The organism is Paenibacillus sp. sgz302191 (assembly GCF_057749925.1).
Map to the genome: position 1 here is coordinate 448,994 of NZ_JBYLHY010000001.1, position 13,120 is coordinate 462,113.

Annotated in this window: 17 protein-coding genes; 16 read left to right on the plus strand and 1 reads right to left on the minus strand. The window is 53.5% G+C overall.

Translation table 11 applies throughout. The features are described 5' to 3' along the window. Positions 1 to 83 precede the first annotated feature (83 nt). The gene (locus AC3G2T_RS01945; protein ID WP_488434338.1) at positions 84 to 1,238 is read right to left on the minus strand and encodes a polysaccharide deacetylase family protein; all 1,155 of its coding nucleotides are present in this window, start codon (positions 1,236 to 1,238) and stop codon (positions 84 to 86) included. A 185-nt stretch (positions 1,239 to 1,423) separates the two neighbouring features. Between AC3G2T_RS01945 and AC3G2T_RS01950 the strand changes: the two genes are divergently transcribed. The 16 genes from AC3G2T_RS01950 to AC3G2T_RS02025 all read left to right on the plus strand — a co-directional run bounded on the left by AC3G2T_RS01950 (position 1,424) and on the right by AC3G2T_RS02025 (position 13,113). Continuing rightward, entirely contained in the window at positions 1,424 to 1,978 is a 555-nt protein-coding gene (locus AC3G2T_RS01950) for a glutathione peroxidase (RefSeq protein WP_474683982.1), read from the plus strand. Positions 1,979 to 2,219: 241 nt separating this feature from the next. Further along, positions 2,220 to 2,666, plus strand: coding sequence for an ArpU family phage packaging/lysis transcriptional regulator (locus AC3G2T_RS01955; protein WP_474683983.1), 447 nt, complete (start codon positions 2,220 to 2,222; stop codon positions 2,664 to 2,666). A gap of 109 nt (positions 2,667 to 2,775) precedes the next feature. Further along, on the plus strand, positions 2,776 to 2,898 hold the full coding sequence (locus tag AC3G2T_RS01960) for a hypothetical protein (RefSeq protein WP_474683984.1): 123 nt from the start codon (positions 2,776 to 2,778) through the stop codon (positions 2,896 to 2,898). A 72-nt stretch (positions 2,899 to 2,970) separates the two neighbouring features. After that, complete coding sequence (locus AC3G2T_RS01965) at positions 2,971 to 3,798, plus strand: minor capsid protein (protein WP_474683985.1); 828 nt, start codon at positions 2,971 to 2,973, stop codon at positions 3,796 to 3,798. Next, positions 3,773 to 4,003: a YqzN/YkzM domain-containing protein gene (locus AC3G2T_RS01970; RefSeq protein ID WP_474683986.1), complete on the plus strand. Its 231-nt coding sequence runs from the start codon at positions 3,773 to 3,775 to the stop codon at positions 4,001 to 4,003. Before AC3G2T_RS01965 ends, AC3G2T_RS01970 begins: the two co-directional genes overlap by 26 nt. Next, a complete protein-coding gene (locus AC3G2T_RS01975; RefSeq protein WP_488434339.1) occupies positions 4,004 to 5,467 on the plus strand; it encodes a phage tail sheath family protein in 1,464 nt (487 codons plus the stop codon). Between the two features lie 13 nt (positions 5,468 to 5,480). Further along, entirely contained in the window at positions 5,481 to 5,894 is a 414-nt protein-coding gene (locus AC3G2T_RS01980; RefSeq protein ID WP_474683988.1) for a phage tail tube protein, read from the plus strand. Between the two features lie 14 nt (positions 5,895 to 5,908). After that, complete coding sequence (locus tag AC3G2T_RS01985) at positions 5,909 to 6,298, plus strand: phage tail assembly chaperone (protein WP_474683989.1); 390 nt, start codon at positions 5,909 to 5,911, stop codon at positions 6,296 to 6,298. Positions 6,299 to 6,321: 23 nt separating this feature from the next. After that, on the plus strand, positions 6,322 to 6,474 hold the full coding sequence (locus AC3G2T_RS01990; RefSeq protein WP_474683990.1) for a hypothetical protein: 153 nt from the start codon (positions 6,322 to 6,324) through the stop codon (positions 6,472 to 6,474). Between the two features lie 5 nt (positions 6,475 to 6,479). Further along, positions 6,480 to 8,930 carry a hypothetical protein gene (locus AC3G2T_RS01995; RefSeq protein ID WP_488434340.1) on the plus strand — a complete coding sequence of 817 codons (2,451 nt, stop codon included), beginning with the start codon at positions 6,480 to 6,482 and terminating at the stop codon, positions 8,928 to 8,930. Positions 8,931 to 8,966: 36 nt separating this feature from the next. Further along, a complete protein-coding gene (locus AC3G2T_RS02000) occupies positions 8,967 to 9,608 on the plus strand; it encodes a LysM peptidoglycan-binding domain-containing protein (protein WP_474684114.1) in 642 nt (213 codons plus the stop codon). Further along, entirely contained in the window at positions 9,605 to 10,612 is a 1,008-nt protein-coding gene (locus AC3G2T_RS02005) for an XkdQ/YqbQ family protein (RefSeq protein WP_488434341.1), read from the plus strand. Before AC3G2T_RS02000 ends, AC3G2T_RS02005 begins: the two co-directional genes overlap by 4 nt. Continuing rightward, complete coding sequence (locus AC3G2T_RS02010; RefSeq protein WP_488434342.1) at positions 10,605 to 10,979, plus strand: hypothetical protein; 375 nt, start codon at positions 10,605 to 10,607, stop codon at positions 10,977 to 10,979. The genes AC3G2T_RS02005 and AC3G2T_RS02010 overlap by 8 nt, the downstream gene beginning before the upstream one ends. Before the next feature lies 1 nt (position 10,980). Further along, complete coding sequence (locus tag AC3G2T_RS02015; protein WP_474683994.1) at positions 10,981 to 11,439, plus strand: DUF2634 domain-containing protein; 459 nt, start codon at positions 10,981 to 10,983, stop codon at positions 11,437 to 11,439. 1 nt (position 11,440) lies between these two features. Further along, entirely contained in the window at positions 11,441 to 12,550 is a 1,110-nt protein-coding gene (locus AC3G2T_RS02020) for a baseplate J/gp47 family protein (RefSeq protein WP_488434343.1), read from the plus strand. Beyond that, on the plus strand, positions 12,547 to 13,113 hold the full coding sequence (locus tag AC3G2T_RS02025) for a YmfQ family protein (protein ID WP_488434344.1): 567 nt from the start codon (positions 12,547 to 12,549) through the stop codon (positions 13,111 to 13,113). Before AC3G2T_RS02020 ends, AC3G2T_RS02025 begins: the two co-directional genes overlap by 4 nt. The last annotated feature ends 7 nt before the right edge of the window (positions 13,114 to 13,120 follow it).

The following is a 13,120-nucleotide window of genomic DNA, read 5'->3' on the forward strand; positions in this document are numbered from 1 at the left end:
CAGCAGAGAAGCCCTTCTTCCTTATTTGGAATGAAGGGCTATTTTCTTTAATCGCGCACCCGCATGTGCGGTGGTTTGAGAGATCAGGGACTAGCCCCTGTTTGTTCGATTGAGGGTGTAGATCTTGACAGAAAACTTTGTTTGTTTGAACTATAAAAGATTTGCATTTCTAAAATATTTTTCAGGTCATTCAAAAGAATGTAGGTTTTTCGATTTTGCGACTTAAGCGGCTTGGATAAGTTCAGGAATGGTTGATTATTTTTTAGCACGGTTAGTTGATCAGGGGTGAATATCCAGTGATTGTCTTTAAAATACACATTTATGTTTCCTTGATTATCCCGAATTACGATTCCGCCGATTTGATTGACGGTCTCTCTAAGCGGGACATAGTCGAATGTTTGATATAAATCGATGGACCGTTTAAGGATAGCATTGTGTAAGTTCCAAGGCGTTATCGCAGGGTTGCCGGCACTTATTCTAGGAATTTGCAGAGGATCATCGTTTCTGGTAGCTATTTCGCTGGCAGTAGTGAATGCGTATTTGATTCCGGCCTTCCGAATGAGATCGATTGAAGCCTTATTATAACTGCCAAAGGGGTAAGCGTAAGAATCAATGTTGGTCGATGTAATTCGATTCAACTTAGCGATGCATGCTTGGGTATCGTTGGTAATTCTGCTAGTGTAAGCTTCTTCGGTTTCTTGATTTCCGTTTTCGTCAATCCTTGCGGTCAACATGGGCTCGGTGTTATTGATTTTACGATGGAGCCGATCGGAATGGCATTGTATGTCCATTTGATTTTCTGACATTTCCTTTACGTCTTGTTCAGTAAGAGAGGGCAGTTTGCCGCTAAACGGCTGAGTCAAATCTTGAGTGATAACGAAATTAACCGCAGGAATGCCAAGTTCCTTCAATATAGGGTGCGCATATTCGTAAATGCTCTTGTAGCTGTCGTCGAAAGTCACTAACACCGCATTATCGGGCACGGGCTTGCCGGTCATGAAATTTTTGAAATCGTCCATGCTGATAAAGTTATAGCCTTTATTCTTAAGAAATTCCAATTGACTTCGAAACAGCGCAGGGGTAATCGTTACATTGCTTTGATCTGTTGGACTAAGATGATGGTATAATAGTATGGCGACCTGATCCCGATAAAAGTAGCTTGAACCTGATGTGGTGGGGGATAGCAATGTGACGCCAATTAAGAGCAATAAGAAGATTCTCTTTACAATAGTAACCACGATTACACCTCATGCATATGTGTTGGACTCGGAATATCCTGCGATATAAAGTCTGTTGAACTTTTTGTCGTATTTACTCGAAAATCTCATCTAACATAATAATATATGATAGAAAGAGGTTTGTGAATCGAAAGTATTTTCAAAAACGTTTATACTATATTTAACTCAAAAAAAGAGGTGACATCATGGCAACTATTTATGATTTTACAGTACGCAAGTCCAACGGCCAGCGAATTCCATTGTATGAATTTGAAGGAAAACCCGTCGTGATCATCAATACGGCCAGCAAATGTACGTATACTCCTCAATTTGCCGATCTGCAGCACCTTTACGATCAATACCGTGCATCCGGCGTGGAATTTCTAGGATTTCCATGCAATCAATTCGGCGAGCAGGAGCCTGGCAACAATCAGGAAGCGGAAGCATTTTGTCAGATCAATTACGGGGTCAAATTCCCAATTTTATCCAAGATTGAAGTCAACGGTCTGCACGCTCACCCTCTATTCAATTACTTAAAGAATACCGCCCCATTCAAAGGATTCGATGAAACGAATATTAACGTAAAGCTGCTAAAAATGATGATAACCGAGAAAAATCCGGAGTGGCTGCCAGGGGACTCCATCAAATGGAATTTCACCAAATTCCTTATTGATAAGCAAGGGCAAGTTGTCGCAAGGTTCGAACCTACCGACGAAATCGACATGCTCTCGCGAAGTATCGAAGCACAGCTGAACAGCTGATAATTATAAAGCTCTCCCGCCGATGAATTCGTGACAGGGAGAGCTTTTTTTCACTTTTGGTTGCCGCGGTAGCCGGGAGGAGGGAGCTGCATGCGGTGGGGATAATCGGGAGAGATTGTATAACGACCGGAGGGCTATTTTGTTTTGAGTGGATGAAAAATTTAACAATTTGTGTTGAAAAAATAAACAAAATCGCGTAAAATTTGTTTAGGATAACAAAACAGCAAAAGGAAAGCGTGGGATGAGCTTGAAAACAACTCAACTACTGGATCATATGGAAATAGACCGGAATGCGACAAGAAAGCGGGTGGAGGGGGTGCTGGAGACCGCGAGAATTTACCGGCACATCGGCTTCGTACGGCGGGAGACGAAAGTGATCTCCGGCTACGAACCGAGGTTCCACGGAAGCACGAATAAAATCGGCAAAGTGACCGAGCAGGCTGCGGTTTACAACGCGGATACCGAAGAAAAGCTCAGACAGCTGAGCGAGGAGCTGGAACAAGCCTTGCTGTGCCTGGAAAGCAAGGAGCAGGAAATTATTCGCAAACGCTATTTGCAGCGGGAATGCGAATACGATTTTCTGCTCTGCCACGAGGTTAATCTCAGCGAACGGACGTATCGCCGTGTAAAAGCGAGAGCTATCGAGAAGCTTGCTTATATGCTGCGGCTGGAAGTCAGACGGGCTTAACCGGCGCGGTGGCGTCAGGGGGATGACCGCAAGTTGGCCGCTTGTTGGCAGTCCGTTTGGGTTTTATCATGGTATGATCGTAATGTAGACAAATGAGGGAGGCGATCAAGTGGACAAGCAAAGAGAGGGAATAACTCCGGTTAGCAGACCTGAACTGTGCAAAGGCTGCGTCTGGGGGCGCTGGGAAGGAGTGAAGCAGTTTTGCAGCCGGCCTGAGTGCGCCAAGCGGTAAGGTTTGTTTTGAAAAAAAAGTTTTGAATTTCAAAACAAACAGAATGGCTGCCGAAAGGAGGTGATCGACAACATGATTACGGATATTGCAGGCCAAATGGCTCTTTATCTTCAATCTGCGGGACAAGGAACGATCGGCAGCGATCTGGTCATCGATACGGTGCCTGAGGCGCCAGGCGAGCTTATCGTACTCACCCACCATGGCGGCAGCGCGGAGTTCAAGCTTGATGCCCCCGATGTGTGGTGCAAGCTGGCCCTCGTGGCCAGAAGCGCAACTCCTTCCGGGGCGCAGGAGCGCATCTGGAATGTTTTGAGCAAGCTGATCGAGCCCTCCGGCGGTCTCATCGCAGTGAACGGCAGGACGTACACCGCGGAAGTTACGGCGCTGCCTGTAATCCAGGATCGCGACGGAGCCGGCAGATACTTGATGAAAAGCGTCATGATCGTGCGGCAGGTCACGGCGACGCAGGAAGCGTGGATCACGGCGCTGGCCGATTTTAGCGCGGCCGTTCTGGGCACGGGATGGCGGGTGTACCGCGGTTTCGCGGGCACCAGCCGGCCGAGCGTGTCCTGGCAGTGCACAAGCCTGCAGCTGGCCCCGTCCGCGGGGGTTGCGAACAGGCTGAGCAAGCGTTATGCCGGGCGGATTTCAGCCCGCACGACGCAGGAGTACGAGCAAGCCGCACAGGCTTTGCTGGATGCAATGGCCGTCCAAAACAGGCTGCGCCTCGGGCCGGAAAGCGGCAGATGGCTGACGATTTCCCCATCCGGAGCAGAGCTCCAGCCGGCCAATCTGGCAACCGGCATATGCACGGTCACGTTAACGGGTCCGCTTGAACGGCCCGGGGACAACACCCCGCCTATAGCCGGGATGCATGTCGAAACAACAATCCAACAATGAGGTGATGAATGTGGAAGAAACGGTCAATAAGACGGAAGAAAGCTTGTATTCCAAAGAAGAGCTGATGGCAAATTCGCTGGAGCTGTTCGCCTGTACGCCGGAGGTTTTGGCGGGGGCATGGCACGGCAGCGCGGAAAGCAGTTTTACCATTGAAGGCACGAAAGAACTCATTCAAAACTTTTTACAAAGGAAGGTGCAGGTATAAATGGCGGGTGGAACTTGGAATCAGACGGATCGTCCCGTATTGCCGGGATTTTATATGAACTTTGAGGCTGCGGCGTTAAGCGCGATCGAGCCTGGCAGTCAAGGCATTGCAGCTATGCCGGTGAAAGCGAACTGGGGACCGGTTCGTCAGTTTGTGGAAATTGTCAGCGAGCAGGGAATCAATGATACGTATGGCACGGATCTGAGCGGAGGCGCGACGGCTGCGGCTGTATTAAAGCTCTCTTTGCTCGGCGGGCCGAAAAAGGTGCTGGCTTACCGCCTTGCGGATGCGTCCGCGGCCAAAGCTGCCGCGACGCTGAAGGACTCGGCCGGGGCCGACGTGCTGAAGCTGGAAGCGAAGTACGAAGGTACGAGAGGCAACGGCTTCACGGTGATCGTGCAGACGAATCCGGTAGATTCGACGAAAAAAGATTTGAAGCTGCTGGAAGGAACCGCTGTGCTGAAAACTTTCACATTTGCCGGCAACTCCGTTCAGGCTGCGGCTGACAGCGTGAATCAGAATAGCGGCAATGTTTGGATCAACGCCACCGTGCTCGCTCCGGGCAACGGAACGCTGGCTGCAGCTGCCGGAACGGCGCTGACCGGGGGGAACTCCGGCACGAGCGGCATTGCGGCTGCGGATTATGTGAATGCGCTGAGCGTGTTGGAAACGCAAGATTTCCACGTTTTGTCGCTGGACGGCGTATCGGATTCGACCATCCAAACTTCCGTTGCAGCCTGGACTTCCCGTTTGCGCAGCGAAGGCAAAGGCATCATCACCGTGCTCGGCGGCTCCGCAGCGGACGATACGGCTGCCGATGCCGTTAGCAAAGCGGCGGCGCGAAGCGCGTCCTTCAATCACGAAGGCATCGTGAATGTCGGCGTAGGCGCCGTGCTTGACGGCACGAGCTACAGCTCGGCGCAGATCGCGGCTTACGTCGCGGGCCTGATCGCCGGCAAGCGGCTGAGCGAGTCGACGACGTATGCGGCGGCTCCGTTCAGCGACGTCAATCGCCGCTGGACGCGCAGCGAGCAGGAGACGGCCGTGCGCAGCGGGGTGTTCCTGCTGTACCACGACGGCCAAAAGGTAAAGGTGCTGCGCGGCATGAACTCACTGATCAGCCTGCGCCAAGGCCAGAGCACGGCCTGGAAAAAAATCCGCACGATCCGCGTCATGGACGCCATCAACGGCGATTTGCTGCGCACTGCGGAAGACAACTATATCGGCAAGGTGAACAACACCGAGGAAGGCCGCCTTGCGCTCGTTGAAGCGGGCAAGCAGTACATGCTTACATTGTCCCAGGCAGGCGTAGTCGATTCCGGCAATTTCAGCGTGTATCTCGATCCGTCCTATTACGGTCAAGGCGCAACGCTTAAGCCGGAGGCGGACCAAGTGTACGTCAAGTGGGAAGCGCGCTTGAGCGATGTGATGGAACAAATTTTCGGAACGTTTATCGTAAATTAAGGAGGCAGAAGCGATGAGTTTAGATGCGAGCAGAGTAATTTTAGGAACGTATGGTCAAGTTTTCATCAATGGGGTCTGGCAAACCAACTTTAATCATATGGAAGCAAATGTGGAAATTCAGAAAAAAGAGCTGAACCTGGCCGGCGATCCGTGGGTGCGCCACAAGCGGGGCCCGCTCAAGGGAACCGGAACGATCAGCGGCTTCAAAGTGACCAGCGATATGATCAGCCGCGGCTTTGAGAAGTTTACGCTGATGTCCAAGCTGGACGATCCGGACGCATACGGCTTTGAGCGCATTACGATCAACAATGTGATGCTGGACAAGCTGCAGCTTGTGAACTGGACGGCCGGGGAAGAAGTTAAGGAAGAAATTTCCTTTACTTTCGAAGGCTACACGTTGAACGATCCCATTAAAGCGGTAAACTAGGAGGCTGACATTCGATGACTGATGAGCAAATTTTGCAAAAGCTGCTGGAAGCGGACCAATTGCCGGAAAAAACGCTGACCCTTCCGCGGATCGGCATTCCCGTAACGCTGCGGGGATTGACAGGCAAGCAGGTGTTCTCATTAAGAGAACGCTGCACGGAGCGCTCGGACCGCCGAGGCGCCAAAGCGGACAGACTGGACGAAGAGCAATTCAACGTAGCGCTGATTTCGGCTGCAACGGTGTCCCCCAACTGGGGGGACTCCCGGCTGCTGACCAAATATCAGGCGAGCTCGGGCGAAGAGGTCATCAAGCGGATTTTGCTCGCCGGAGAGCTGTCCGCGTTGGGGGACGAGGTATTGGACCTGAGCGGGTTCAACACTTCGCTCGATGAGGTAAAAAACTAATTTCCTCCGGGGGGCTGCCTGCCATGCTTCATTCCATATGGACGCGGCATCATCTGCGCCCCGGAGTTTTCTGGACATTGCCCCGTGGAGAGCAGCTTTTCCTGCTTGCCAGCCTGGAGCTGGAGATCGAGCAGGAGGCCGCTCTCCGGCGGGAACGTGAACGCGCGAGGAGGTGAAAGCGGTGAGTGAAACAGCCGTTCAAGGCAATTTGGCGAGAGTGACCCAAATGCAGGAACGCCTGCGCAGCGCCGCAGACCGGACGAGCCAGTCGCTGCAGCGGATGGAGCAGTATTTTGGGCGTGCCGCATCGGCGGGTACCAAGCTGAGCCAAATTACGGCAAGACCGGCCATTGTGGTCCGGGATTATTTTTCTTTTGCCATCGATCGGCTGCTTCTGCAGCTTGCGAATCTCAGCCGGATGAAAGTGGAGCTGAAGCTGATCGTCAACAATCAGGTGATCGCCAGCGTCAAGCAGCTGAAGCAGCTGCTGCAAGGGCTGGGCGGCTCGATAAAAGTGACCGTGCAAGGCGCGGCCGGCGGTGCTGCCCGATCTGCCCAAGGCGGTGGGGGCGGTGCAGCCGGCGTTATAGGCGACGGCCTCAAGAGCATAGGCGCCGGAATCAAAAGCATAGGCGAAGGGATCGGCAGCATAGGCGACGGGTTTAAAAACATCGGAGCTGGAATCGGCAGCATCGGAGATGGCCTCAAGAACATCGGAGCTGGAATCGGCAGCATAGGCGACGGGTTCAAGAACATCGGTGCAGGAATCGGCAGCATCGGAGATGGTCTCAAAGGCGTCGGTGACGGAATCGGCGGCATTGGAGATGGCCTCAAGGGTGTCGGTGACGGAATTGGCGGCATCGGAGATGGCCTCAAGGGCGTCGGCGACGGAATCGGCAGCATAGGAACCGGGATCAAGGGCGTTGGTGACGGAATTGGCAGCATAGGAACCGGGATCAAGGGCGTCGGCGACGGAATCGGCAGCATAGGAACCGGGATCAAGGGCGTCGGAGACGGAATCGGCAGCATTGGAACTGGCATCAAAGGCATCGGCGACGGAATTGGAAACATTGGAGCGGGAATCGGCAGCATCGGAGACGGCTTCAAAAGCATCGCCGATGGAATTAGCGCTGTAGGAGCGAGCATAGGCAGCATAGGCGACGGCATCAAGAGCATCGGCGACGGAATCGGAAATATTGGAGCCGGAATTGGCAGCATAGGAGACGGCTTCAAGAGTGTCGGAGACGGAATCGCAAATATTGGAGCCGGAATCGGCAGCATAGGCGATGGCTTCAAGAGTATTGGCGACGGAATCGGAAATATTGGAGCTGGAATCGGCAGCATAGGTGACGGTTTCAAGAGTGTCGGTGACGGTATCACAAATATTGGAGCCGGGATCGGCAGTATCGGTGATGGCTTCAAGAGTATCGGCGATGGAATCAAAAATATTGGGGCCGGAATCGGCAGTATCGGTGATGGCTTCAAAAACATTGGAGCCGGAATCGGTAGTATAGGGGACGGTTTCAAAGGTATTGGTACCGGAATTGGCAGTATCGGCGAAGGAATCGGCACCGTTGGCACAGGCTTTAAAACCTTAGGTGACGGAATCGGCAGCATCGGTACAGCGCTTAAAGGCTTCGGAGCCGCTTTGAAGGAAATTATACAAGCGTTGAGAGGCTTGAAAGACGTATTTAAGGGCTGCGGAAACATATGCGGCTCCGGGTCCAAGACAACCAAGCCTACTGCCGGCAGTAAGACAGCATGCAAATGCAACGATAAAACGGATCCCAAGACAACGGGAAAAACCGATTCTAAGGTTTCGCAAAAGACAGACCCCGCTACGAAAGGCAGAACGGACTCGAAACTTGGAGATTTAACAGACACCGTGACTGCAGAGAAAACGGATCCGAAGCTTAAAGAAAAAACGGAATCCGATGCAAAAGCTAAAACCGACTCTAAAGCAAAAGATGCTACAGCAACTAAGGCTGCGGAAACGACTGAGCCTAAATCTGTCGCTAATTCTTCTCCAAAAGTGGACGCGGCTTCGTCTTCGGCCCCTAGAACTTCGAAAGCAGGCGGTTTGAAAAGCTTGCTGAAGGGCGGAGGAAAAGCCGTCAAAATGCTCGGCAAGGCTGCATCGAAGATGGCTGCGCCCCTTGGAATCGCTATGTCCATAGCGGATATCGCTACTTCCGATAACAAACCGAAGGCGGCCGTTTCGGCTGTAGCGGGTACTGCCGGGGCTGCGCTTGGAGCAACAATCGGAACTTTTCTTCTCCCTGGAATCGGCACTGCTATCGGCGGTGCACTCGGCGGAATGGCGGGGGATGCTTTGGGCGAGTGGGTCGGAAATAAATTTTTCGGAGACAAAAAGCCGGCGGCCGATAAGGCGGACCAGATCGATTTGGTACCGCAAGATCGTCCGTCCGTCGCTGCGTCTGCCGTTAACGCAATCCCTCCGGCAAATCAGGTTTCAGACCAGCCGATAGATGCAAGCAGCAAGTATGACATTAAGGTGGATGGAGTCGCGGTTAATTTTCCGAAAGAAGAAGTGAACAAGGACGAATTAGCCCTAACGATTGGCCGGCAGATCGTGCAGCAAATGAACGCGGTTATGCCCAATCTCGCATAAAGTCGTGGTGAACAAACAATGAATAAATATGAAAACATAGATATAACGCTGGAAGATCCGTCTGGAACGAAGCTTCATTTTCCCGTTAATCCGACGGAAATCAATATTCGCAGGGACAAAAGCTTTGAAACGCTCACAATTGTTCACGGCGGGGAGCTGGATGTGCCGCAGGGCGTGAAGGTGAAGGAAATCACCTTCTCTTCCTTTTTCCCCAATCCTGATCAATATGATTCCAGCTATTGCAGGTACAAGCCGCTGCCCGATCCGCAGATTACTATGAATCAATTGAATACATGGATGGAGAACAAGCAGCCGCTGCGGTTGATTATAACAGGCACGGCTGTGAATGTGCTCGTCATGCTATCCGCCCATAACAGCAGCTTCAAGGGCGGCGAGGTGGGCGATGTCTACTTCGATCTTACGTTCCGCACATGGCAGGACTATAAAATCCGCACGCTTGCCGAACGCGAGGGCGGCGATTCGTCCGGCGCACCCCGCGCCGACATCAAGCCCGTTCCTGTCCTGTATACCGTCAAGTCCGGGGACACGCTGTGGGGCATTGCCAAATTAATGCTCGGTTCCGGCGGCCGCTGGCGGGAAATTTACGATGCGAATCAGGAGACGATCGGGCCTAATCCTGATCTTATTTTTCCCGGGCAGGAGTTGGTCATGCCGTGAAATCGCCCGAAAACGGATACGCGTACGATGTAATCCTGGACAACAAATATTCGCTGCTTGACGTTATTCACGAGCTGACGCTTGAAGAGTCATTGGATGAGATTTCGTACAGAGCGCTTGCAACGGTTGCGGTTACCGACGATTTTCCAGGCGCATCTCCTGGACAGGACATTCGTGTGACAGGGATTCCTTTTGGCGGCAGTGTGGTGCAAAATCTTTTGTCCCCTGCGGTCATTTGGCAGTGCGAGAACAGCTACGGCCAAAGCGACCGCTTGGCCATTACGATATACGATCGAACGATTTATTTGGCCAAATCGGAGGATGAGTATTTGTTTCCGAACGGGACCACAGCGAGCGAACGGATTCGCAAGTATGCGGAGGATTGGAACATTAAGATCGCTTCGCTGCCCGATACGGGCGTTGCCCTCAGTAAAGCGCTGCACCGCGCGGAGTCGATCTACTCCATGATGATGAAGGATTTGAAGGAGACGGCCAAAAAAGGCGGACCGATGTACAGGCCGCGGATGACGGCGAACGGGCTTGAGCTGGCGCTGATTGGCGGAAACGAAACGGTTTGGTCTCTGGAGCCTTCCGTGAATGTACAGAGCATCACGCAGAATCGAACGCTGGAAGGGACGATTACCAAGGTGAAAGTGCTCGGCACTAAAAACGGCAGCGACGATTCCGCTTCCCAGGTGCTGGCGGTCGAAACCGGGGATACGGAAGCTTTCGGCACTTTGCAAAAAATCGTGCAGGACAGCAGCTACCAATCGGTGGAAGAGGCGAAGGAGGCGGCGCACGCTCTTTTGTCCGGCATTCAGGAGACGCTTAGCGTAACATCGATCGATGTCAATACGATTCGCGCCGGCGATAAAGTTGACCTGGCCGGAAGCGGGATGGAGCTTATCGCCATGTCGGTGCGCCACGAATTGGGCGATCCCGGCAAAATGGTGCTCGAACTGGGCAGCCCCGCGCTGGTGAGAAGGAGGTATTACATTGAATAATCCGTATAAAAAACTGGCGTCTATACTGGACGCGCGCATGTCCGGCCACGCAGCCGCAGCGGTTACGGGCTTGCCCGCAGAGCTGGGCACGATCACGGCGAACGGGCTCAAGCTGGACAGCTTGAAAACCGAGATCGCGGACTATTACGTCGCAGATTGGGTGGCAAAGCTTCATTTGCCCGCGTTCACGCTGACAGGCACTGTGACCGGCAGCATTTCGGGCCAGGGCACGTTTGCTTTTGATGCGGCGGAAGTGGAGGAGGTTCGGCTGGAGTTTCAGCAGGGCTTAAAGCCGGGCGACCGCGTGCTGGCTATTCCGGTGGAGAGCGGGAACGATGCGGTAATTATTTGCAAGGTGGTGAAATAATGTGCCGAACTTATTTCCTGCTTCATTAACCTGGGCCGCAAACGCCGGGAATTCAGGCTCGCAACTAGGGACGGTCAAATTCGGGCGCAGTCCCAAATTCGATCATGCCAAGGGCGATTTTGCAACGACCTCTACGGGTAAAATCGCGGAATGCACCGATTCGGAAGCATGGCTGGAATGGTGTCAAAAGGCGCTGCGCACCCAGCGGTATATGTTTTTGGTCTACTCCCGGAATTATGGTCAGGAGTATGAAGATTTGATCGCCCGCGGACTGACCCGCGAAGCCAATGAGCTGGAAATTGCGCGAATCACGACGGAGACGCTGAAAGTCGATCCCCGGACGGCTGACGTCCGCAATTTTTCTTTTCAATGGGCGGACGGGGCTTGTTATTTTCAATGTGAAATTACGAATGTACGCGGGAAAAAAGCAACGATGACAGAAAGTGTGGTGACAAGTTAATATGGCAGTTTTGCCTGACTATTTAACCGAGCAAACCGAAGAGGCGATCCGGCGCCGTATGCTGGACAGCTTGCCTTCGGATTTGGATCAATCGGAAGGTTCGTTTATTTGGGATGCCGTTTCGCCCGCTGCGATTGAGCTGGCGCTTGCGGCGATCCAGGCGCAGGAGGTGCTGCGGCGCGGTTTCGCCGGGACTACCTTCGGCGCATACCTGGATTTGCGCTGCGCCGAGCACGGCGTGACGCGCAGGCCTGCGGTCAAAGCGGGCGGCAAAGTGAAATTTGCCGGAACCGCAGGAACGGTTGTCCCCGCCGGGACGCGCGTGGGAACGGCTGCGGATGCCGTGCATGGGACGGCTTCCGTTATTTTTGAGACGTTGGAGTCTGTTACTCTCGACGGTTCAGGAACTGGTGTTGCGCCGGTCGCAGCCGTTGAGGGCGGCGTTAAAGGCAGCGTGCCGAGCGGAGGGATCAATCTTTTGATCACCTATGTTGCGGGTGTAACCGGTGTAGTTAACACCGATGCGACAACCGGGGGGATGGATGTGGAGAGCGATGCGACGCTGCTCAATCGGTATTACGCCAAAGTCCGCTCCCCCGGTACAAGCGGCAACAAGGCGGATTATTTGAACTGGGCGCTGGAGGTGCCGGGAGTCGGGGGTGCGCAGGTGCTTCCTTTGTGGAACGGCCCGGGCACCGTCAAAGTGGTGGTCATCGGCACGGATAGCCGGACCGCTTCGCCTGAAATTGTTGCTGCCGTGCAGCAATACATTTATCCTAATCCTCCGCTGACAGGCAAAGCCCCGATCGGGGCGATTGTTTCGGTTGTGAAAGCTGTGGAAGTGAGCGCCAATATCAGCGCCCAGCTCACCTTGACGGGAACTCGCACGCTGGCGCAGGTGAAGAGCGATTTTACGGAGGCCGTTCGCAAATATTTGGCTGAGCTGGCTTTTGCCGCCGATCCGACGGTGCGCTATGTGCGCGTCGGCTCTCTGCTTTTGGACATCGACGGCGTGCAGGATTATGCCGGCTTGCAGATCAACGGCGGAACGTCGAACGTCGCAATCGGCGCGGAAAAAATCGCCGTCACAGGGACGGTGACGTTCACATGACAGCTTGGACATCGGCCGGCGGTCCGCGCATGTTGGGCTATCTCCCGGCTTATTATGAAACCTCCCGGGTGATGGGGGCGATTTTGGACGCTCACGGCGGGGAGCTGGACAAGCTTCAATCGGCGCTGCGGGAGACGCTCGATCAGTTTTTCGTCAGCTCGGCGACGTGGGGGCTCGATGCCTGGGAAGCGGAGCTGGGCATCAGCTCCGATCCGGGAAAACCCGATGACCAGCGGAGAGCGGTCATCAATTCGAAGCTGCGGGGCGTAGGCACCGTCACCGTCGACCTGATCCGGAACGTAGCGGAAGCCTACGATCGCGGAGAGGTGGACGTCACCCAGCAGGCGTCCGCTTACCAGTTCACGGTAAGATTCGTGGACACGCTGGGCGCGCCGCCCAACCTCGCCGACTTGAAGGCGGCGATTGAGGAGATCAAGCCTGCACATTTGCAGGTGGTGTATCAGTACAAATATTTATTACTGAATCAAGTTCATCAAACGATGACGATCAACCAAATTCAAACGAGGAAATTGACGGATTTCGCTCCGTTCATGCCTCTCTAAGATGGAG

Excerpts from the sequence above, each read along its gene's own strand:
- AC3G2T_RS01950 (WP_474683982.1), top strand. The coding sequence starts at position 1,424 with ATGGCAACTATTTATGATTTTACAGTACGCAAGTCCAACGGCCAGCGA.
- AC3G2T_RS01955 (WP_474683983.1), top strand. The coding sequence starts at position 2,220 with ATGAGCTTGAAAACAACTCAACTACTGGATCATATGGAAATAGACCGG.
- AC3G2T_RS01965 (WP_474683985.1), top strand. The coding sequence starts at position 2,971 with ATGATTACGGATATTGCAGGCCAAATGGCTCTTTATCTTCAATCTGCG.
- AC3G2T_RS01970 (WP_474683986.1), top strand. The coding sequence starts at position 3,773 with ATGTCGAAACAACAATCCAACAATGAGGTGATGAATGTGGAAGAAACG.
- AC3G2T_RS01975 (WP_488434339.1), top strand. The coding sequence starts at position 4,004 with ATGGCGGGTGGAACTTGGAATCAGACGGATCGTCCCGTATTGCCGGGA.
- AC3G2T_RS01980 (WP_474683988.1), top strand. The coding sequence starts at position 5,481 with ATGAGTTTAGATGCGAGCAGAGTAATTTTAGGAACGTATGGTCAAGTT.
- AC3G2T_RS01985 (WP_474683989.1), top strand. The coding sequence starts at position 5,909 with ATGACTGATGAGCAAATTTTGCAAAAGCTGCTGGAAGCGGACCAATTG.
- AC3G2T_RS01990 (WP_474683990.1), top strand. The coding sequence starts at position 6,322 with ATGCTTCATTCCATATGGACGCGGCATCATCTGCGCCCCGGAGTTTTC.
- AC3G2T_RS02020 (WP_488434343.1), top strand. The coding sequence starts at position 11,441 with ATGGCAGTTTTGCCTGACTATTTAACCGAGCAAACCGAAGAGGCGATC.
- AC3G2T_RS02025 (WP_488434344.1), top strand. The coding sequence starts at position 12,547 with ATGACAGCTTGGACATCGGCCGGCGGTCCGCGCATGTTGGGCTATCTC.